Raw genomic sequence first — 20,131 nt, forward strand, 5'->3', positions numbered from 1 at the left:
GTAGCGAGGAAACTATACGATGGAAACTATTGTATTAGGCGTAAGCATGTTCATCGCTATCGTTGTGATGCTAGTGCTTATCATCATTGCAGCGAAATCGAAGCTTGTAGCAAGCGGTGACGTTACAATTGATATTAACGGCGATCCTGAAAAAGCGATCAAGACTCCTGCTGGCGGTAAGCTACTAGGTGCACTTGCAAACGCGGGTATTTTCGTATCGTCTGCATGTGGTGGCGGTGGCTCATGTGGTCAGTGTCGCGTACATATTAAAGAGGGTGGTGGTGATATTCTACCAACCGAACTTGACCACATCTCTAAAGGAGAAGCACGTGAAGGCTGTCGTCTTGCGTGTCAGGTTAATGTTAAAAACGACATGGAAATCGAAGTTGAAGAATCAATCTTCGGTGTTAAAAAGTGGGAATGTACAGTTATCTCTAACGATAACAAAGCGACTTTCATCAAGGAGCTAAAACTAGGCATCCCTGAGGGTGAAGTTGTACCTTTCCGTGCCGGTGGTTACATTCAGATTGAAGCACCAGCTCACCATGTTAAATATGCAGACTTTGATATTCCTGAAGAGTATCGTGCTGACTGGGAACGTTTTGGTTTCTTTAAGCTAGAGTCTAAAGTTGATGAAGAAACGATCCGTGCGTACTCAATGGCTAACTACCCAGAAGAGTTTGGCATCATCATGCTAAACGTACGTATCGCAACTCCGCCGCCAAACAACCTAACATTACCTTGTGGTAAGATGTCATCGTACATCTGGTCACTTAAAGAAGGTGATAAGGTCACTATTTCTGGTCCATTCGGTGAATTCTTCGCGAAAGACACAGATGCAGAAATGGTATTTGTTGGTGGTGGTGCAGGTATGGCGCCAATGCGTTCACACATCTTCGATCAGCTTAAGCGTCTTAACTCAAAGCGTAAGATGTCTTTCTGGTACGGTGCACGTTCTAAGCGTGAAATGTTCTACGTAGAAGACTTTGACGGTCTAGCTGAAGAAAATGATAACTTCCAATGGCATGTTGCTCTTTCAGATCCTCAACCAGAGGATAACTGGGAAGGTTACACAGGCTTCATTCATAACGTACTTTTTGAAAACTATCTTAAAGACCATGAAGCGCCAGAAGATTGTGAGTTCTACATGTGTGGTCCTCCAATGATGAACGCGGCAGTTATTAACATGCTTAAAGACTTAGGTGTTGAAGACGAAAACATCCTACTTGATGACTTCGGTGGTTAATTAGGTTTCGGTCTAACAATGAACTTAAGTTAGAATATAAGCCCTCGAGCAAAATGCTTTGCTCGAGGGCTTTTTTATACCCGTTGGTACTAAACTCAGGGAATTCTGATGCAAGCAAGTTACGCTTTTTTATCTAGATTTTTTATTATTTCGTTTTTATTCGTTTCTTTAACAGGGTGTCAAGACGCCAAACCTGAAGCCAAGGAAATCGTGCTGTCAGGTAAAACCATGGGCACGACATACAACATTAAGGTATTTCCCGGTGAAAAGCCGCTCGAACAGACGCAGTTGCACGATGAGGTTGAGCAAGCATTAAAGGCTGTTAATCAATCTATGTCTACTTATATACCAGATTCTGAGATTAACCAGTTTAATCGGTTAGCAGCGAATACCGTTATGCCTATCAGTGAAGATTTTCGCTTGGTAGTTGCAGAATCTATCCGCCTTGGGAAGTCGACCAAAACCCTTGATGTTACGATGGGACCGCTTATCGATTTGTGGGGGTTTGGTCCTGATAAAAGGCCAACAATGCGTCCGTCACAGGCAGAGTTAGACGATATGCGTACTCGTATCGGTGTCGATAAACTCATTTTAAATGACAGCGGCCTTGCTAAAACAATCGCTGGGCTCGAGTTATCATTCTCAGCAACCGCTAAAGGTTATGGCATTGATAAGGTCGCTGAGGTGATTGAAAACCATGATATTCATGACTATATGGTTGAAATCGGCGGTGAGCTACGCGTTTCTGGCAAGAAGCCGGATGGTGAGTGGCGTATTGCTATCGAGAAACCCGATGCGCCTGTTGGTCAACGCCAAATTCATCGCGTGATAGAGCCAGGCAAAAACGGTATTGCAACTTCAGGTGACTATCGTATTTTTTATGAAATGGATGGTGAAACCTTTACACACCTTATTGACCCAACAACGGGTCGCCCAGTTAAACATGAGCTGGTATCGGTAACGGTACTACATCCATCTGCGATGACGGCTGATGGCCTAGCAACAGCATTGACTGTGATGGGCACAGAGCGTGCAAAGGCGTACGCCACCGAACATCAACTCCCCGTGTATTTGATGTATAAAAGTCCAGAAGGGATCAAGAGTTACGCGAGTGAAACATTTCAGCCGTACTTGAATTAAGCTGTACAACACCCCATAATTTAATTGTGAGTGACGTCATGAAAGCGTATAATTTGCGCGTCGTCACTCAATTCAATGTAGCAATAAAAGGGGCTAGATAATGTCTTTATTCCTCCTTACTTTCGGTTTACTTATGCTTATCGCTGTTGCGATGGCTGTAGGCGTTATCGTACAAAAGAAATCCATGGCCAGTAGCTGTGGTGGTTTGGGCTCAATGGGCATTGACAAAATTTGTGATTGCGACGATCCATGCGACAAACGCAAAAAGCGGTTAGCAAAAGAAGAGATGTGGAAAGAAAACCAGATCCTGTAACCGTAGAACGATATTAATTGAAAACGCAAGCTTAGCTTGCGTTTTTGCTTTTTGGGTAACAAACCTCAGGTTAAGTAAAAATGCAGCGGCAGCTATATTTTGTTCGTCATGGTGAAACGACTCTATCAGGCCATTTACTTGGAGTGACAGATCCCGAACTCAGTAACATAGGTACTCAGCAATTGCTGCAATCGTTAACGAGCCTAAGTGGCCTGCAGCGTATTATTAGCTCTCCAAGGAAGCGCTGTCTGACTACTGCTGACGATTTTGCAAAGCAGTATCAACTCCCCGTTGAGGTGGAGCCAAATCTCGCCGAATTTGATTTTGGTTTATGGGATGGACAACCATATGATACGCTTTGGCGAGAAACCCAATCTCCAAGTATTGGCGATTTTTGGCAAAACCCTTGGCAGCATACGCCTCCTGAGGGCGAGTCTATGTATGATTTTCATCATCGGGTCACCAAATGGTGGCACAGCATTTTGGCGTCGCCAAGTGAAGAGTGTATCGCTGTTGTTGCGCATGCAGGAGTAATAAAAGCGCTTGTAGCACTTATTCTTGACTTATCGCCCGAACTTACCGCATACCAATCGAAGATAGATATTCCTTATGCGGGTATAGTAAAAGTTGATGTGTTTTACGACAGCAGCCAAACTGCTTGGCCAAAAGTTGTATTTTAGACGTCTAGACTTCATAATATTGCAAATTTCGTGATAGGCAGATATTGGGAATGAGGTGTGAGTCCTCAACTGTCCCCGCAACTGTAAGTGCTTGAGCCTTGTCTCTTGCATAAGTCAGATACCAAGGCCTATCCATATACTTAAGCGGGCAGACTTAAGTCAAAGTTGTCGCTTGTCTATAAGCTACTACTTTGCCGTGCCCAATCAGAGGTGCTATGGCAGTCACTCCACAGTTTCAAGTCGATAAACTTAGCGTGCAGCTTGGTGGTAAAGCCATCTTAAAGGCACTCAGCTTTGCTATTAATTCGGGTGAATTTATTGGTTTGCTCGGACCGAATGGTGCTGGAAAGTCGACTTTGCTGCGCACTTTATATCAATACACAGCACCAAGCTCTGGGACGCTATTTTTCAACGGTAAGCCGCTTGCTAGTTATGGACGTAAGGCCTACGCGAGACATGTTGCTGTGGTGCTGCAAGACATCCCCACTGAGTTTACTCTGCCATTATTTGACATGGTATTAATGGGGTTAACACCAAACAAGTCACTGCTTGCGACAACGACGGCTGCTGAAAAACAGGCAATCTTACATGCCATTGAGCAGGTTGGGTTGAGCCATAAGTTGGAGCAATGTTTTAGCTCCTTGTCTGGCGGGGAGAAGCAAAGGGCAATGATCGCACGTGCCATGGTGCAAACGCCTCAAGTATTGATAATGGATGAGCCCACCAGCCATTTGGACATTAAATATCAAATCCAAATTATGGAGCTGGCTAAACAGCTTGGCGTTACTATCATTGCGTCTTTTCACGACTTAAATTTGGCTAGCGCCTTGTGCGACCGCTTATTAGTATTAAATAACGGTGAGCTTGTTGCAGATGGGTTGCCACTTGAAGTCATTACCGAAAGCCTATTAAGCCAAGTTTTTGAGGTATGTGCAGAGGTTTCTACTGTCCGCCATCCGCCAAATAACAGTGAGATCCCACATATACGCTTTCATTACGGGTATCAGTTATGATTGCTGCAAAGCGGATCGCGTTGATATCGATACTGCTATTGAGCTTGTGCTGTTTTAGCATGCTGATGGCACTTAAGATCGGTGCGATTGATTTATCTTGGCATACGGTTATACAAGCGATTATTAATTTCGATCCCAACGTACTTCAACAACGAGTGGTAGTTGAACTTCGTCTGCCACGGACGTTACTGGCGATGAGCGCGGGAGCAGGACTGGCGATAGCGGGTCTTATTTTGCAAACCGTGACGCGTAACCCGCTAGCTGATCCTTATTTATTTGGTATTTCTTCAGGTGCCTCATTTGGTGTGGTGGTGCTTATCGCGCTATTTGGTGCACAGTCTAGCCTAATGATGTCTGGGGCTGCATTTGTCGGAAGTTTGCTGTCTATTTTGTTGCTTTTATTTGTGGCAAAGCGCAATGCACTACAGCAGGTGGAAACTATGCTCTTGGCAGGCGTTGCGCTTTCTTTTCTGTTCAGTGCCTTTACCAGTTTGTTGCTCTATTGGAGTGACCCCCAAGCCATCAGTGCAATCTTGTTTTGGAATCTAGGCTCGTTTGCAAGGGCGAGCTGGCAATGGCTATGGCTTCCATGTTTGGTCGTGTTGCTGAGTTTTATCACGCTTTTAGTGATGCGTCGGCCACTCAACGCCTTGTTACTCGGAGATGAAAGTGCCACCACGCTTGGCGTGAACGTAGGACGAGTGCGAATAGGTATGTTGTTATTGAGCTCATTACTCACTGCCGTGCTTGTGGCTGCGTGCGGCGGAGTCGGATTTGTAGGCTTGATGATCCCGCATATCGTGCGCTTTTTTATCTCGCAAGCAAAGGTCATTGGGCTTGTGGCCACCGCGCTTTGCGGTTCGCTTTTGATGCTATGGGTGGATGTATTGTCGCGCACGCTTATCGATAATCAGGAACTTCCCGTGGGGGTGATCACCGCCGCCATTGGCAGCGTGTTCTTCTTAGCATTGCTTATTTTCAAAAATCGCCGCTCTGGAGGCGTCGGAGTTACCCATGGTTAAACCGTTAGATACTCGCTTAAACACACTTATTCGACAGCGCATTGACTTAAAAACCAAACCGCTAGGTGCGCTTGGTAAGCTTGAAGCCTTGGCTGCGCAGCTAGTACAGATCTTCTCACAAGGGCAGACGCAATTAGACATAGAGCAGTTAGCAATAACACGCCCTGCAATATTTGTTTTTGCGGGCGACCATGGTATTGCAAGTCAAGGTGTTTCTATTGCGCCAAGCGAAGTGACTGGGCAAATGGTTGCAAACTTTGTGCAGGGCGGTGCAGCGATCAACGTCTTTTGTCGACAACTTGGTTGGCAGTTAACCGTAGTAGATTGTGGCACATTAGTGCCATGTGAGCCTGCGCCGAATTTGCGCTCACAGCGACTTGGCGATATTACTCATGCCTTCCATAAACAGCCTGCAATGAGTGAAATGCAGCTCAAGCAAGGACTTGAATATGGAAAGCAAGTCGTGATGTCCGCTATTGAAGCGGGTAGCAACGTGATTGCTTTTGGTGAAATGGGGATTGGCAACACCAGTTCTGCAGCTGCAATTTTAGCGGCGCTCAGCGGGGCGAGTGTGGAATTATGTGTGGGGCGCGGTACAGGCATTGACGATGAAACGCTTTGCAAAAAACGGGCACTTATTAAACAGGCTCTAGAATATCATCAAGATAAGCTTGCGACGCCAGAACAAATTTTACAGCGCCTAGGTGGCTTTGAAATTGTGCAAATGGTTGGTGCCATGCTCGCGGTTGCTCGTGCACAAAAAGTGATTATAGTGGATGGCTTCATCTCCACCGCAGCGGCTATGTTGGCAAGTAGAATAGCACCACATAGTAAGCAATATATGGTGTTTGCTCACGGCTCTATGGAGCAAGGCCATAAGTTAATGTTAGAGCAGTTAAACGCTGAGCCATTACTTCATTTAGACATGCGCTTGGGTGAGGGAACGGGCGCCGCTCTAGCGCTTCCATTATTACAAGCTGCGCTAGGCTTTTTTTGCGAAATGGCAAGCTTTGCCGATGCTCATGTTACGCAAGTGGTAGACGCATAATGCAGTGGCAACAAGAGTGGCGACTGTTTAAGCTTGCGGTGGTGTTTTTAACGCGGGTGCCAATTCGTTTGGATCCTGCCCCTTCATCTGATGAACTCAACGAAGTGAGTGGTTACTTTGCTTTGGTTGGTTTATTTGTTGGTAGCTTTTCGGCCATGCTTGGCTATGTTGCCGGTAGTAGTGTATCGCCGATGTTTGGTGCCGTTGTCGTACTGGCTGCGAGTATTTTACTTACCGGGGCTTTTCACGAAGATGGTCTTGCCGATGTTTTTGACGGTTTTGGCGGTGGCTGGAGCCGTGAACAAAAGCTTGAGATCATGAAAGATAGCCGTCTTGGTACATACGGTAGTTGTGCGCTGATATTGCTGTTATTGGCCAAATTTTCGCTTTTGACCATGCTCTTTAATGACTTTGCTGTGACACTCGCTGCACTTATTTTAGCCCATAGCCTAAGTCGTGCCTTTGCGGTGTCTTTAATCGGTGCGCTTAACTATGTACAGGCTGATGAGCTGAGCAAAGTTAAGCCGGTAGCGAAACATATATCGAGTGCTGCGGCGACCCGCCTTACGCTCACTACCATTGCGATTTTAATTTTCTGTTGGCCATGGCTTGCGCTTTCACTGTTCGACTTGTTGATGCTGTGTACTTGCTTGTTTGTGCTAAGACTTGCGTGCATTAAATGGTTTAACGCTCAGCTTGGTGGTTACACCGGAGATTGTTTAGGGGCTGCGCAACAGCTTGCTGAGCTTGTTATTTTGCTTTTTATTGTGGGTCATCTCTAATGGCACAAATACAGTTAATACTGGGCGGTGCTCGCTCGGGCAAGAGTCGCTTGGCAGAGCAGCGCGCTATACTATTGTTAGAGCAAGGTGCAGTGAACGAACTTTACTATGTTGCAACTGCAAAAGCTCATGATGAAGAAATGAAAAGCCGAGTGTTTGCTCACCAGATGCAGCGCGATAGCCGCTGGCAGCTAGTGGAAGAGCCGTGGCATATTGATAAGCTTATTGCTACTGCACGCGAAGATACGCTGTTACTTATCGATTGTTTGACCTTATGGCTGAGTTTTGGCTTATGCGAAATGGGCAAAGCCGCAACCATAGACAAAAAAGAACATGTGCTGGCGGCACTAGAAAGCTGTGCTGCCACTGTTATTTTGGTGAGTAATGAAGTGGGGCATGGGATAATTCCGCTGGGCGGGCTAAGCCGTGAGTTTGTTGATGAGTCTGGTTGGCTACATCAAGACATTGCTAAAGTGGCCGACAGAGTCGATTTTGTTATTGCAGGCTTGCCACAATGTTTAAAAGGTCAAGACGTATGAAAACCTTAATGGTACAGGGCACCACGTCTGATGCCGGTAAAAGTACACTGGTTGCGGGACTTTGCCGGGCGCTGCAACGAAGAGGCTTATCAGTTGCACCTTTTAAGCCGCAAAATATGGCACTAAATAGTGCCGTCACACCGTGCGGCGGTGAAATTGGTCGAGCACAAGCACTCCAAGCCGAAGCCGCAAAAGTCCCGCTATCCACAGACTTTAATCCAATTTTACTTAAGCCAAATTCCGATACTGGCGCACAAGTGATCATTCACGGCAAAGCCATTAGCAATATGGAAGCAGCCGCTTATCATGATTACAAAAAGGTAGCGCTGGACGCCGTACTTTCCTCACATCAACGCCTCAGCGAACAATTTGAGCTGTGCATAGTGGAAGGGGCGGGGAGCCCTGCTGAGATCAATCTGCGTGAAAATGACATAGCCAATATGGGGTTTGCTTGTGAAGTCGCGTGCCCCGTGATCATTATCGCTGATATCGACAAAGGCGGGGTGTTCGCACACTTGGTTGGCACACTTGCACTATTAAGCGACTATGAACAAAGCTTGGTGAAAGGGTTTGTGATCAATCGCTTCCGTGGTGATATTGCGTTATTGCAATCAGGACTTGACTGGCTCGAGCAAAAAACGGGTAAGCCTGTACTTGGGGTATTGCCCTATTTGCACGGCTTAGCGCTCGATGCAGAAGATGCGGTGACGGTGGACAATATCTGTGAACGGGGATCGTTAAGCGTCAGGGTTTTACTATTTCCTCATATTAGCAATCACACCGACTTTGACACCTTGCGCTTAAATCCTGAAGTGGATTTGCGTTATGTACGCTATCAAGAATCTATCGGCCCTTGTGACTTAATCATTCTGCCTGGCAGCAAAAATGTGTTGAGCGATTTAACCTTCTTGCGCAAACAGGGTTGGGCAGAAGAAATCAAACGGCACCTGAGGTACGGTGGTAAGGTACTAGGTGTGTGTGGCGGTTTGCAAATGTTAGGTAAGTTCATCAGAGATCCAAATGCGGTGGAATCAACACTCGGTGAAGTTGCTGGGCTTGGTCTGGCTGACTTTGAGACCACACTCTCAGAACAAAAAGTACTGACGCAAGTATCTGGCATTTGTCAATTGGATGAGCAAAGTGCTGAAATTTGTGGTTATGAGATCCATGCAGGGGTTTCTTCTGGAGCGGCGCTAGAGGTGCCATTCTTGCGATTTAACACACATCCAAATAAAAATGTGCAGGACGGTTTTATCTCCCGAGATAATCAAATTGCAGCCACCTATTTACATGGTTTATTTGATACGGTCGCCGCCACACAGGCTATCTTGTCTTGGGCCGGTAGTAAGCAAGCGGGCACTGCCGCGATTGATTTAGCGAAGCACAGAGAGCAGCAAATTACGCGTCTTGCCGATAGCTGTGAAGCACATTTAGATTGGCAAAAATTGATGAAAATAATTGAGGAATAACATGAGCGAACAACAAGATAAGCATCAGCAACGACAGCAAAAAGTAAAACAACAAGTCGATGAAAAAATTGCCGCAGCGCAGCAAGAGCAGGGCATTTTGCAAGTGATCACAGGTAACGGTAAAGGTAAGTCAACATCTGGTTTTGGCACCGTTGCGCGTTGTGTCGGTCATGGTATGAACGCAGCAGTTGTGCAGTTTATTAAAGGAACCTGGGATTGTGGTGAACGCAATTTGCTCGAAAAAGTCGGTGTGCCATTTGCGGTCATGAAAACGGGCTTCACATGGGAAACGCAAAACCGTGAAACCGATACTGCCGCTGCACAGGCGACATGGCAGCAAGCAAAAGTATGGCTACAAGATGAAAGCATCGATTTGGTATTGCTTGACGAAATTACCTATATGTTGAGCTATGACTATTTAGATTTGGACGAAGTCATAACGGCGCTAGAAAACCGTCCTACCATGCAGTCAGTGATTGTAACTGGGCGCGGTGCACATCGACGCCTGACCGAGCTTGCAGATACCGTGAGTGAAGTGCGTAATGTGAAGCATGCGTTTGAGGCCGGCATTAAGGCGCAAAAAGGGTTTGACTACTGATGCTAAAATTCGCCTTATTTATTGTACTAGGCTTTGCCTTTAGCGTTAGTGCTAAGCCCGCAGAGCGGATCATCGCGCTTGCGCCTCATATTGTCGAAAATTTGTATGCAATAGGAGCTGGGGAGCGGATTGTAGGCACGGTCGCCTATGCCGATTATCCAGAATCAGCCAAGCAACTGCCTCAAGTTGGCGACTATCAAGGCATTTCGGTTGAGAAAATTTTGGCACTTAAGCCTGATCTGATAATCGCATGGAAAAATGCAAGTCACGTTCCTATGCTTGAAAAGCTCGAAAGCTTTGGTGTTGACGTGATTTACAGTGAAGCGAAATATCTAGATAAACTACCCGAGGAGTTGCTACGCCTAGGTAAAATTACTGGCCTTGGAGCTCAAGCACAGCAACAGGCTGATTTATTTGCTAAACGTTTAAATGAGCTAAAAGACCAGTATAAACAAAGCACTAGCTTAGCTGTATTTTATCAATTGTGGCCATCACCGCTGATGACCGTGGGAGGCGAAAGTTGGTTACAGCAAGTATTTACTGTGTGTAATGTGAAAAATATTTTTGCCGACGCCACCACGGACTATCCGCAAATTAGCATTGAGAATGTTCTGTTGAAATCACCACAAGTGATTGTGATCCCTGAAGAAAAGACCAAACAAGAAGTTAAAGCAATTGCATGGCAGCAATGGCCGTCGATCCCGGCGGTAAAGTATCAACAAACTATTTCGGTAGATGCCGATCTGCTCCATCGCTATAGCTATCGTATGCTCGAGGGAATATCGGATTTATGTGGTAAACTCGACGCTTCTCGAAGCCATTATAATATGATGAAAAAAGGTGAAGCATGACAACGTGGAGTGACGTGTTAGGTCAGGAAAAACAACAAGATTACTTTAAGCAAACCATGGATTACGTGGCAGAGCGTCGCGCTCAAGGTATAAATGTGTTTCCGCCCCATGAACAGGTATTTGACGCGTTCAAAGTCACGCCTTTTGATCAAGTTAAAGTGGTGATTTTAGGGCAAGATCCCTATCACGGCCCCAATCAAGCTCATGGTCTATGTTTCTCTGTGTTGCCGGGGATTAAGCCGCCGCCGTCATTAAATAATATGTATAAAGAGTTAGTGCAGGATATTGATGGTTTTCGCATACCCAATCACGGCTACCTAATTGATTGGGCTAAGCAGGGCGTGCTGTTGTTAAATACGGTGTTGACAGTAGAGCAAGGCCAAGCCCATTCACATAAGCATTTGGGCTGGGAGCGCTTTACAGATGTAGTGATTGAAAAGCTGAATGCGCACAGCGAAGGTGTTATTTTCTTGCTTTGGGGATCACACGCCCAGAAAAAGGGTAAGAGTATAGACACAAACCGTCACCATGTTTTACACGCACCACATCCTTCGCCGCTCTCTGCACATCGCGGTTTCTTTGGAAGTGGCCATTTCAGTAAAACCAATCAGTTGCTCACACAAATGGGTAAGCAGCCAATCGATTGGCGATTGGCCGAGCTATAGCAGATAAAAACCAAAAAGAGCGCCGTAAAAGGCGCTCTTTTTAACTTAAATCAAATTCGTCTAAATCAACATTGTCTGCGAAAATATCTAATTCCTGTAGTTCTTTGCGTAGCCGCTGTTTATCTTTAAGCGCTTCAATTTCACGCCATTTTCTCTTTTTGCCCTTAGATGAAGTTTTTTTCCTAGTATCCGGACTTTCTAATAATTCTAATAACTCGTCTAGGGTATCCATGAAAATCTCCTATTGATAAAAACAACCTAAAGTGACATTTGCTTTGGCTGTTGTTAGCACTACAACTGCAATGACACCGTTGATTTCTTCATACTATTTGGCAAACCTCTACATGAGGAACCGATAAAAGTCTGATAGCTAAAGTACGCTACAAACAACCCCGCGTTGCTTGCTTTTTGTACCAAAACCAGAAAGTAGCGGCATCAATTTTCACTTCAAGTGATATTGATATACCACAGACGGGATAAAAATAAAACACAATTGTGTCTTTTGGGTTAAAAGCAAGTGACAGTTTGATGAAGGTCAACTTGGGCGATATCTAGGAAGTGTTCAAAAAGGTTTGTATTGAGAACGATAACAAAAACGCCGCAATATGCGGCGCTTTGAATTCGAATGTTTAAGGCACTTATAATGCTTTAAAGCGTGCAACTAGTGTTTCTTGCGCATCGGCAAATGAGCGGATACCCTCAGCGAGTTTTTCTGTGGCCATTGCATCTTGGTTATGTAACCAGCGGAACTCACTTTCGCTAAGCGCTGCAGGTTTTGCTTTAGGCTCAAAGTCAGCTTCAAGTAAGTAATCTTCGTTTGCAGGCATTGCAGCAAGCTCTTCTAATAGAGAAGGGCTAATCGTGAGCTTATCACAACCCGTTAGGGCTAGGATTTCGCCTGTGTTTCTGAAGCTAGCGCCCATTACAACGGTTTTATAACCGTGCTGCTTATAGAATTCAAAAATACTACGAACAGATTGCACACCCGGGTCTTGTAGTGGGTCAGTTGGTTTTTCTAAGCCATTAGCAACGTGCCAATCTAGAATACGACCAACAAATGGCGAAATTAAAAATACGTTTGCATCGGCACATGCACGCGCTTGCGCTTCGCTAAATAGCAGCGTTAGGTTACACTTAATACCTTCTTTTTCCAGTGTTTCAGCGGCTTTAATACCTTCCCAAGTCGATGCAATCTTAATTAAGATTTTGTCTTTGCTTACGCCTTGCGCTTCATATAAATTTAATAGCGTTTTTGCTTTTGCGATAGTCGCTTCGGTATCAAAAGATAAACGTGCGTCTACTTCGGTTGAGATATATCCCGGCACAGAGTTTGCGATTTCCTTACCAATCACAACGGCAAAATAGTCACAAGCAAGCGCTAATTGCTTGTCAGCGTCACTTTCATTGGCTTTGGCATAATCCCAAGCTTCTGTTAGATAAGGCTGATAAGCAGGCGTCTCTGCCGCTTTAAGTAAAAGAGAAGGGTTAGTTGTTGCATCCTCAGGCTGTAGCTTGCGGATGGCTTCAATGTCACCGGTGTCAGCGACGATTGATGAGTGTTGTTTTAGCCTATCTAATGCTGAAGTCATGTGTTCCTCATTCCAATATTGATAACAGCGAAGTGATATTAGACGCCTTATGTTGCAACACCATTAAATGGCTGAATAGGTCATATGTCCGTATCGGGCGACATATCACACTCGCTATTTAAGGTTGTTGTTATAAGGTCGAGTTGTAAAGCGAAGCTGTACTTTAACAGCGAATTGCTTAAACCCAAGTGAAAGCGGACAAACACTTGAAGTTACTTGGGGATAGTGTTGAAATTGACATTAATTACTAGCTAAGTCAATAGGCAAACCATGATCACAGTTATCTCTCCTGCGAAAAACCTAGACTATGAAACACCCGCACCAATCAAGACGCATACTCAGCCAGAGTTGCTGGAGCATAGCGAGTCACTTATTCAAGTTTGTCGCGAGTTATCGCCACAGCAGATCGGTAGCTTAATGAAGATAAGCGACAAGCTCGCTGGCTTAAATGCGGCAAGGTTTGCCGAGTGGTCAGAGCCCTTTACACAAGACAATGCTAAACAAGCTATTTTTGCTTTTAATGGCGATGTGTATGTCGGTTTAGAAGCGCAAAGCCTAACTGAGGCTGATTTAAATTATGCGCAAAATCATTTGCGTATCTTATCTGGGCTGTATGGCATCCTAAAACCACTTGACTTAATGCAGGCCTATCGTTTAGAAATGGGTACAAAGTTAAGTAACCCGCGTGGCAAAAACCTATATGAGTTTTGGGGCACGATTATCGCCGAAAAACTGAATAAGGTCATGGAAGGGGCACAAACACAATACTTGGTGAACTTAGCTTCAAACGAGTACTTTAAAGCGGTAGATAAGAAAGCGTTAAAAGGCGAGATTATCACACCTATCTTTAAAGATTGTAAAAATGGTCAATACAAAGTCATCAGTTTTTATGCGAAAAAAGCGCGTGGCATGATGGCAAGGTATATCATTGAGAACCAAGTATCGGATTTGGAAAGCTTGAATGCGTTTGATATTGCAGGGTACCGCTTTAGCGAAGAAGCAACGCAAAAGGCCCAAGAACCGGTGTTTTTGAGAGAAGAACAATGACAACAAAATTATGGGTAGCAACTGTGTTCGTCGCTATGTTTGTTAGCGGCTGTAGTGGACATTTTACATCTAGAGTTAGCAATGTGCCGGTCGATTGCGAAGGTGATTCACGTTCGTGCTCGCATAGTTGCCGCAAAGATTACTCTGATCCGATGCAAGTGCAAAACTGTGAGGACCGCTGCTTCCAACAGCAAAATCAATGTCGAGTAGATAGACCGACAGAAGATAAATGGGAAATTACTGACGAAAAACCGACTTATCCCATTACCTTCTAATTCACTATGCTACGCGCCTTTGGGCAAGCTCATGTAGGCGCGTACGACTCGATCTCTAAATGTTAAATCTTCTGCTTTTGCAGCCGTTCTGTATAGCTGGCAAAACCCTTCGGGCTTTCCTGTTTGCAATAAGATGTCATCTAAAGAATCGATGTCGGTTAGGGTCTGCCTCCAGCGTGATACGATGTTAGTGTCTGGCTCTGGTAGCTGGGAGAGGATTTGCTCAGATAACCTAAACTCACTGTTGGTAGCGACTTTGATCATATCGTCATTAGCCGCGGCTAGCCAAGTAGCGCCTTTTGCGTTGACACAAATTAACGGTAAATAAGGTGCGATGGCTGGAAAGGCTGTGTTTTTAAACACATCCACTTGCCAGTAAGCGCGAGCAATCTTCACAAACTGCTCGAAACTGGTGATGGCTGAAAAGCCTGACTGTGCGATGGGTTTAATTTCAACTCTGGGTTTGTTTGCATTCACCGTATCGTTTGCGGTATCTATATACCAATCTCCCACAAACATCGCATTTTGAAAGTACTCATCGCGTAGCGAGCCCCATACTTTTTTCAGCTCGGCATTCTCTCTAAGCATATAATTTCTGAGCACAGATAAACGTTCTGAATTTTGTTTAAGCTCCGTGGTGACGAGTTTAAACATTTCATCGCGAATTTCTAAGCAACGACCAAGCGGATAGGGTTTATCTGAAAAATAACTGTACTTTGGCGCGAGTGTAAGATCTGCTTTGAGACGAAGGTTTGCCAGCTCAAAAGCGAGTAAATCTATTTCCTGCTGTTTCAAAACGAAGCCACTGGGTAGATACTAGATGGCACTAGTATAACCACAGTGGCGAATTTGGCCTATTTAATTGATGAAATTAAATAACTTAGGATAGCATCTGGCTTTGGATCTCGGCTCGTATCCGGCAGATATTTAGGCCTTGTGAATATACCTTGCTCTACTAACGCATCCAGCGCATCTAAGTGCGCAATGCCCGTTTTACCGAGATATAAGTTATCTAAGCTGCGGGTATTGGCAAGCTGTACTATGTCTTTAAAGCCTTTTAAGTAGAGGTGATCTTTAGTAAACCCGCCACCACGGAAGATACGCGTGGTCAGCGCAAAGGCTTCATTGACGTTTAATACACCTGAGTCAGCCAAAAATTCATACACTTGATAGAATTTGTCGCCTTTAAGCAGCATGTTGACCGCAATCACCCTGAGCGCTAGTACTTTCAATCGTGTCAAATTTATTTGCCCAGATTGATACTCACGATAGATGGCAAGACCCTCTTGAGTATAGGTATTACCGGGTAGACCTAAGTGCAGCACTTTTAGTTGCTGGGCATCAGCATTTAAGGTCGTGAGCAAGTGCACACCTATTTCATGCTCTATCAAGGCATTGATATCAAGCTCAGACAACATTGCACTGCTATTTACAAGCAGAAGACGCTTACCATTGTCGACCATTGCTTTGGCAACAAGCTTGCTTGATATAGCGACCTTACAAGGTAAGCCCATGGTCTCAATCGCTTGATTAAAACGTACCAAGGCTTGCTCGGCTGTAATGTCTTTTTTTGGCAAGGTTTCGGTTTCGCGCGCGTGCAGCAAGAAGGTCGCATTATTAATATCGTTGTAATCAGGCTCACCATAATAGCGTAGCGAGTTATACAAAAAGGCTTCGCGACCAATTTGGGTGATTAGTTCGATTTTAGTGGCGTAGCTGTCGATCACTTTACGGTACAAGTCTTTTACGATCGGATCTTGGATTTTTCCAACGGGCAAGCGATAGAGTTGCTCTTTAAACTCGTACGGGTCAATTTTCAGCGGACGATATTTAAACGCAGGCTGGTAATGACGTTTCGAGAAAAAGCGACGTTTCTCTTGCGCGATATTACTTGGGTTAACGTAATGCAGCGTTTCAAGGTTTTTGGCTATGCGGTACAGTGCAGAGTCTACATTAATCAGTGCAGGGTCAAGCTGCGACGCTGATTTTGCTTTGCGAAGTGGCTTATAGCAATGATTTTTAGCAAATGTTTTTGCCGTTTTACTCAAAGCTACATGCATGTTGCGCTGTAGTTTTTCAAACACCACAGGGAATAATTCGCCACTGTTTTCGTCCATAAAGACTTTTTTCACTTCCAGTGGCACCACTAAGGTGTTATCAAAGTGGCTGGTAATATATTGCGCTTGATAACCATGGCCCTGAAAGACGGTATTTTCAGCACAATCCACCAGCTGGCCTGCCAGTTTTTTCAGTCCTAGCTGCTTTTTCAGCTCATCTAATACGGCACGAAAACGCAAGGTATCAAGTTGTGCAGTGCCAATATTAAAGGTTGGTGCATAGGGGTAGCTGCGAATTTGATAGTTATAGCTGTGCACATCAAATAGCAAGCAGGCACCAAACTTGCGCTCAAGCGTGGTTAATAGTGCACTGAGCACACGGTAATAGGCTGCATGCTTTGACAAGCTAATATCTATGTCTGCATTTGGTAGCGCTTGGTTCCACACTTGCTTACCCCATGCTTCTTTGTATATTGCAAGCTCTGGCGTACGGTTAAGATCGTATTCGTAACGTGAGTCACGCGCGATAAGCGTGATGGGTAATGATTCAATCATGCCATCGGTAAACGGATCTTCCTCTTGTAAGCGCTCAGCATCGCTAATGGCGAACAAGCCTTTTAGGCTAGCACGGGTACGGTGGCCTGCGTGTACAGCGGTAGCGACATAAGGTACGTATTCTCTCACTTCGAGGTGAAAAGCGCCTTCAGCAAATTGTCCACTGATGGGTTTACCGGCTTCAAGCGCGGCAATGATGACTTGTTCAGATAGCATGAGCATCTTCTATTACTTGACGGAATTGGTTTTTGCGATGCGTTACTAGCTCTTTGGCATGCACCACACTCTCTACAAAATCGATAACTTGCACTTGCAGCTTGCAGCGGTTTAACCGGTTAATACGGGTTATCCCACCAGGCGAGAGTACGTTAACTTCAATAAGCTTGCCGCCTATTACGTCAATGCCTACAAAGTACAAACCATCACGCACAAGCTTAGGACCGATATGCTTACATAATGCTTTTTCTTGGTTGGTGAGTTTGTGTTTTACCACTTTGCCGCCAGCATGCACGTTAGCACGTACTTCATTTGCTGCAGGCACTCGTTTCATGGCGCCAATCGGTTCGCCGTTAAGCATTAGGATACGAACATCACCTTCGTCGGCACCTTCAACATAGTCTTGTAAAATGACATAGTTGCTGCCTTTACCGGCCTCGTCGCCACCAATATAAAACTCAAGGAGTGAACTAAAGCTTTGCTTCGCGCGTTTTTCAACGACGATAACACCGCGACCACCAAAGCCATCAAGCGGCTTTAAGATCATTTTCTCTTGCTCTGATTCAGAGAATATACGCTCTAAATACTCTTTGTTTTTAGATACATGCGTATTTGGAATAAACTCTCTCGCGATGCCTTGGAAAGATGCCGTGTATAGCTTGTTATTAGCAATGCGCAGGCCATCAATATCGTTGATGATGAAGGTGTCATCACGAACAGAGTCTAAAAAGTTCATCGCCAAGGTATCAAGCGGCGGATTGGCGCGCATAAATATCGCGTCAAAACCTGCCAAAGGAAGCTGTACTTTTTTAAACTCAGCTTTGTTGTAAAAGCTCACTAAGTTGTCAGGTACTTTTTGGCCCGCAACAAAGACATCACAGAAGGCACTGGCGACGCTTTCGCGAATAGTGAGGTTGTTTACGGTGGTGATGGCAACGACGTGACCGCGCGATACGGCCTCGTGGATAAGTCTTAGCGTGCTGTCGTTTTCAGCTTCTACACGCTCCCAAGGGTACATAATAAAACAGATTTTCACGGGCTATTTTTGCTCAGCAAATAAATTGGCAATATAGCGGTAAAATAGCGTAGATGCTCACGGATTATTTTTATCGACAAGATAAGGAATATCAATCATCTATTGGGTAAGAAGCAGAGCACTGACTGGTGCTCTGCAAGGTGGATATCATACTTTAAAGCGGTTAACTATGTCACTCAATTCGTGACTTGCCTGTGTGAGTTGCTCACTGGTATTGTTGAGTGATTGTGTGGTATCCAAAGAGTGGTGGGTGGAGTCAGAAAGTTGAGCTATTCGCTCGTTCACTTCTTGTGCTGCAAGACTCTGCTCATCAGTGGCTTTGGCGATGTGGGTACTCATATCCGAGATAGCGTCAATTAGGCGCTCAATCTCTGTCAATGCGCTATCTGCATGTTGGACCTGTTCCACTGTTTGCTCCGAGATTTGCTGGCTAATTTTAACCGCAGCTACGGCTTGCTGCGCTTCTTTTTGCAGTCGCTCGATCATGTTGTGGATTTCATCTGTGCTTTGTCCCGTACGACTTGCAAGGGTGCGTACTTCATCGGCAACAACAGCGAAGCCGCGCCCTTGTTCACCTGCTCGAGCCGCTTCTATCGCCGCGTTTAACGCAAGTAAATTAGTTTGTTCGGCAATACCTCGAATAACATCGAGTACAGATCCTATATGTTGACTCTCTTGTGCAAGACTCGTTGTTGTCACGCTCACAGATTGAATTTGCTCCGACAGCTTTTTAATGGCGGCGATGGTTTGAGAAATTGTTTGTTTGCCTTTTTCACTGTAATTACGTGCGTCTGCGGCGGAATGCTCGGCAGTATCTGCATTGCTACTGATCTCACGAACTTGCATGGTCATTTGTTCAGCAGCAGTAGCCACTTGGCGACTATTGTCATTTTGTGACTCAATAAATGCCAGGTTCTCTTCACCAGCCGCTTTTACCTGATTGGCCAGTGTTTCCACTTCTTTGGCGTTATGGGCCACTGTCGCGATGGAATGACGCATCTTTTCAGTATATAAGTTAAAGTACTTGGCAAGCGCGGTTACTTCATCTTTACCACTTTCGTCGAGTTGTCGAGTCAAATCACCCTCGCCCTGTGCGATATCTTTCATCATGTCTTTGGCTTGTGTGATAGGGCCGATAATACTCTTGCTAATGAGTGCGCTAAACGGGAATAACAGCACGATGAGTACAGCCATCTCAATTAATAGCAAATTTCGAATATAGGCAAACTCAGCTTCTATCGTGTCGAGGTACACACCGGAGCCAATGATCCAACCCCAAGGTGTAAACGCTTTGACATAAGATATTTTCTCGACAGGAGCATCTTTGCCTGGCTTTGGCCAAAGGTAAGGAACAAATCCTGCTCCACTTTTTTCTGCCACTTGTACCATTTCAACGAATAAGCGCTTGCCGTTGGGATCTCTTGATTGGCTGAGATCTTTGCCGTTGAGCTCGCTTTTAAATGGGTGCATCACCATTTTTGGGTGATAGTCGTTGATCCAAAAGTAATTATTTCCTTCGTATCGTAAAGCCGCAACGGCATTAAGGGCTGCGGATTGAGCTTGCGCTTCTGGGAGTTCCCCAGATACATATTGTTGATGGAAGTAAGCCACTAAACTATAGGCATTTTCAACAAGATTTTGGGTTTTATGATATTGCTGCTTTTCGAGTGCATCATATTGCTGCGATAAGCTCACTGCGCTTTGAAGGATAACGCCGATAATAACCACTATGATCAGTAACGCGAGTCGCTGGAAGATGGTGAGGTTTCGGAAAAACTGTTTGGACATAATGCAATCCTTATGTCGTTTTATTATTGAAAGTAGCAAGCGGCGCGAACGCCTCATCAATTCATACTAATTAATCTTAGTAGTAATACCAATTGCGTTAATTCTCCAACCAATTTGAAGGGTGAAATACCATATTAGCTTCGTTAAAAATTTCTCATTTAGAACAACTAAATAGCAAAATTTTTGCCTTGCAAATATACCT

General features: G+C 45.0%; 21 protein-coding genes and 1 riboswitch. Of the genes, 15 read left to right on the plus strand and 6 right to left on the minus strand.

The window, feature by feature from the left end; translation table 11 throughout:
- Positions 1–19: 19 nt before the first annotated feature.
- The 13 genes from nqrF (at position 20) to ung (ending at position 11,366) form a co-directional block, all read left to right on the plus strand.
- The gene (nqrF, locus tag CWC03_RS06545; RefSeq protein ID WP_138581075.1) at positions 20–1,246 is read left to right on the plus strand and encodes an NADH:ubiquinone reductase (Na(+)-transporting) subunit F; all 1,227 of its coding nucleotides are present in this window, start codon (positions 20–22) and stop codon (positions 1,244–1,246) included.
- 108 nt (positions 1,247–1,354) lie between these two features.
- A complete protein-coding gene (locus CWC03_RS06550) occupies positions 1,355–2,386 on the plus strand; it encodes an FAD:protein FMN transferase (protein ID WP_138581076.1) in 1,032 nt (343 codons plus the stop codon).
- Between the two features lie 100 nt (positions 2,387–2,486).
- Entirely contained in the window at positions 2,487–2,699 is a 213-nt protein-coding gene (gene nqrM / locus CWC03_RS06555) for a (Na+)-NQR maturation NqrM (protein WP_010372193.1), read from the plus strand.
- Between the two features lie 80 nt (positions 2,700–2,779).
- Entirely contained in the window at positions 2,780–3,379 is a 600-nt protein-coding gene (locus tag CWC03_RS06560) for a histidine phosphatase family protein (RefSeq protein ID WP_138581077.1), read from the plus strand.
- Between the two features lie 18 nt (positions 3,380–3,397).
- Positions 3,398–3,525, plus strand: a riboswitch (cobalamin riboswitch).
- Positions 3,526–3,594: 69 nt separating this feature from the next.
- Positions 3,595–4,392, plus strand: a complete 798-nt coding sequence (locus CWC03_RS06565) for an ABC transporter ATP-binding protein (protein ID WP_138581078.1) — start codon at positions 3,595–3,597, stop codon at positions 4,390–4,392.
- Positions 4,389–5,414: a FecCD family ABC transporter permease gene (locus CWC03_RS06570; protein WP_102057366.1), complete on the plus strand. Its 1,026-nt coding sequence runs from the start codon at positions 4,389–4,391 to the stop codon at positions 5,412–5,414. Before CWC03_RS06565 ends, CWC03_RS06570 begins: the two co-directional genes overlap by 4 nt.
- Entirely contained in the window at positions 5,407–6,462 is a 1,056-nt protein-coding gene (gene cobT, locus CWC03_RS06575) for a nicotinate-nucleotide--dimethylbenzimidazole phosphoribosyltransferase (protein WP_138581080.1), read from the plus strand. Before CWC03_RS06570 ends, cobT begins: the two co-directional genes overlap by 8 nt.
- A complete protein-coding gene (locus CWC03_RS06580; protein ID WP_138581082.1) occupies positions 6,462–7,244 on the plus strand; it encodes an adenosylcobinamide-GDP ribazoletransferase in 783 nt (260 codons plus the stop codon). The genes cobT and CWC03_RS06580 overlap by 1 nt, the downstream gene beginning before the upstream one ends.
- Entirely contained in the window at positions 7,244–7,783 is a 540-nt protein-coding gene (gene cobU / locus CWC03_RS06585) for a bifunctional adenosylcobinamide kinase/adenosylcobinamide-phosphate guanylyltransferase (protein WP_138581083.1), read from the plus strand. The genes CWC03_RS06580 and cobU overlap by 1 nt, the downstream gene beginning before the upstream one ends.
- Positions 7,780–9,252, plus strand: coding sequence for a cobyric acid synthase (locus tag CWC03_RS06590; protein ID WP_138581084.1), 1,473 nt, complete (start codon positions 7,780–7,782; stop codon positions 9,250–9,252). The genes cobU and CWC03_RS06590 overlap by 4 nt, the downstream gene beginning before the upstream one ends.
- A 1-nt stretch (position 9,253) precedes the next feature.
- Complete coding sequence (cobO, locus tag CWC03_RS06595) at positions 9,254–9,850, plus strand: cob(I)yrinic acid a,c-diamide adenosyltransferase (protein ID WP_045987675.1); 597 nt, start codon at positions 9,254–9,256, stop codon at positions 9,848–9,850.
- Entirely contained in the window at positions 9,850–10,701 is an 852-nt protein-coding gene (locus tag CWC03_RS06600) for a cobalamin-binding protein (RefSeq protein WP_138581085.1), read from the plus strand. The genes cobO and CWC03_RS06600 overlap by 1 nt, the downstream gene beginning before the upstream one ends.
- On the plus strand, positions 10,698–11,366 hold the full coding sequence (ung, locus tag CWC03_RS06605; protein WP_010606111.1) for a uracil-DNA glycosylase: 669 nt from the start codon (positions 10,698–10,700) through the stop codon (positions 11,364–11,366). Before CWC03_RS06600 ends, ung begins: the two co-directional genes overlap by 4 nt.
- A 40-nt stretch (positions 11,367–11,406) precedes the next feature.
- Here ung and CWC03_RS06610 read toward each other — a convergent pair whose 3' ends face one another.
- Positions 11,407–11,598 (minus strand): DUF3545 family protein, encoded by a 192-nt coding sequence (locus CWC03_RS06610; protein WP_128728467.1) that lies wholly within the window; start codon positions 11,596–11,598, stop codon positions 11,407–11,409.
- 406 nt (positions 11,599–12,004) lie between these two features.
- The gene (gene tal, locus CWC03_RS06615; RefSeq protein ID WP_128728466.1) at positions 12,005–12,955 is read right to left on the minus strand and encodes a transaldolase; all 951 of its coding nucleotides are present in this window, start codon (positions 12,953–12,955) and stop codon (positions 12,005–12,007) included.
- A gap of 270 nt (positions 12,956–13,225) precedes the next feature.
- Here tal and yaaA point away from each other — a divergent pair, with 270 nt between their 5' ends.
- The gene (gene yaaA, locus CWC03_RS06620) at positions 13,226–14,002 is read left to right on the plus strand and encodes a peroxide stress protein YaaA (protein ID WP_138581086.1); all 777 of its coding nucleotides are present in this window, start codon (positions 13,226–13,228) and stop codon (positions 14,000–14,002) included.
- Positions 13,999–14,277, plus strand: coding sequence for a hypothetical protein (locus CWC03_RS06625; protein WP_138581087.1), 279 nt, complete (start codon positions 13,999–14,001; stop codon positions 14,275–14,277). Before yaaA ends, CWC03_RS06625 begins: the two co-directional genes overlap by 4 nt.
- Before the next feature lie 9 nt (positions 14,278–14,286).
- Here the strand turns inward: CWC03_RS06625 and CWC03_RS06630 are convergent, their stop codons facing one another.
- From CWC03_RS06630 to CWC03_RS06645, 4 genes are all read right to left on the minus strand, one after another.
- The gene (locus CWC03_RS06630) at positions 14,287–15,072 is read right to left on the minus strand and encodes a hypothetical protein (protein ID WP_138581089.1); all 786 of its coding nucleotides are present in this window, start codon (positions 15,070–15,072) and stop codon (positions 14,287–14,289) included.
- Positions 15,073–15,131: 59 nt separating this feature from the next.
- Positions 15,132–17,111 (minus strand): flavohemoglobin expression-modulating QEGLA motif protein, encoded by a 1,980-nt coding sequence (locus tag CWC03_RS06635; RefSeq protein ID WP_171040216.1) that lies wholly within the window; start codon positions 17,109–17,111, stop codon positions 15,132–15,134.
- Complete coding sequence (gene gshB, locus CWC03_RS06640; RefSeq protein WP_171040217.1) at positions 17,095–18,141, minus strand: glutathione synthase; 1,047 nt, start codon at positions 18,139–18,141, stop codon at positions 17,095–17,097. Before gshB ends, CWC03_RS06635 begins: the two co-directional genes overlap by 17 nt.
- Positions 18,142–18,288: 147 nt before the next feature.
- Complete coding sequence (locus CWC03_RS06645; RefSeq protein ID WP_138581092.1) at positions 18,289–19,929, minus strand: methyl-accepting chemotaxis protein; 1,641 nt, start codon at positions 19,927–19,929, stop codon at positions 18,289–18,291.
- Between the last annotated feature and the right edge of the window lie 202 nt (positions 19,930–20,131).

Origin of the sequence: Pseudoalteromonas sp. S2755 (assembly GCF_005886535.1) — a bacterium.
In the GTDB taxonomy this organism is placed as follows: domain Bacteria; phylum Pseudomonadota; class Gammaproteobacteria; order Enterobacterales; family Alteromonadaceae; genus Pseudoalteromonas.

Bases quoted from the DNA above. Each gene is read 5' to 3' on its own strand.
- nqrF (WP_138581075.1), top strand. From the start codon at position 20: ATGGAAACTATTGTATTAGGCGTAAGCATGTTCATCGCTATCGTTGTG.
- CWC03_RS06565 (WP_138581078.1), top strand. From the start codon at position 3,595: ATGGCAGTCACTCCACAGTTTCAAGTCGATAAACTTAGCGTGCAGCTT.
- CWC03_RS06600 (WP_138581085.1), top strand. From the start codon at position 9,850: ATGCTAAAATTCGCCTTATTTATTGTACTAGGCTTTGCCTTTAGCGTT.
- CWC03_RS06550 (WP_138581076.1), top strand. From the start codon at position 1,355: ATGCAAGCAAGTTACGCTTTTTTATCTAGATTTTTTATTATTTCGTTT.
- cobO (WP_045987675.1), top strand. From the start codon at position 9,254: ATGAGCGAACAACAAGATAAGCATCAGCAACGACAGCAAAAAGTAAAA.
- CWC03_RS06635 (WP_171040216.1), bottom strand. From the start codon at position 17,111: ATGCTCATGCTATCTGAACAAGTCATCATTGCCGCGCTTGAAGCCGGT.
- cobT (WP_138581080.1), top strand. From the start codon at position 5,407: ATGGTTAAACCGTTAGATACTCGCTTAAACACACTTATTCGACAGCGC.
- CWC03_RS06560 (WP_138581077.1), top strand. From the start codon at position 2,780: ATGCAGCGGCAGCTATATTTTGTTCGTCATGGTGAAACGACTCTATCA.
- CWC03_RS06590 (WP_138581084.1), top strand. From the start codon at position 7,780: ATGAAAACCTTAATGGTACAGGGCACCACGTCTGATGCCGGTAAAAGT.
- cobU (WP_138581083.1), top strand. From the start codon at position 7,244: ATGGCACAAATACAGTTAATACTGGGCGGTGCTCGCTCGGGCAAGAGT.
- CWC03_RS06625 (WP_138581087.1), top strand. From the start codon at position 13,999: ATGACAACAAAATTATGGGTAGCAACTGTGTTCGTCGCTATGTTTGTT.
- yaaA (WP_138581086.1), top strand. From the start codon at position 13,226: ATGATCACAGTTATCTCTCCTGCGAAAAACCTAGACTATGAAACACCC.
- tal (WP_128728466.1), bottom strand. From the start codon at position 12,955: ATGACTTCAGCATTAGATAGGCTAAAACAACACTCATCAATCGTCGCT.
- nqrM (WP_010372193.1), top strand. From the start codon at position 2,487: ATGTCTTTATTCCTCCTTACTTTCGGTTTACTTATGCTTATCGCTGTT.
- ung (WP_010606111.1), top strand. From the start codon at position 10,698: ATGACAACGTGGAGTGACGTGTTAGGTCAGGAAAAACAACAAGATTAC.
- CWC03_RS06610 (WP_128728467.1), bottom strand. From the start codon at position 11,598: ATGGATACCCTAGACGAGTTATTAGAATTATTAGAAAGTCCGGATACT.
- CWC03_RS06645 (WP_138581092.1), bottom strand. From the start codon at position 19,929: ATGTCCAAACAGTTTTTCCGAAACCTCACCATCTTCCAGCGACTCGCG.
- CWC03_RS06570 (WP_102057366.1), top strand. From the start codon at position 4,389: ATGATTGCTGCAAAGCGGATCGCGTTGATATCGATACTGCTATTGAGC.
- CWC03_RS06580 (WP_138581082.1), top strand. From the start codon at position 6,462: ATGCAGTGGCAACAAGAGTGGCGACTGTTTAAGCTTGCGGTGGTGTTT.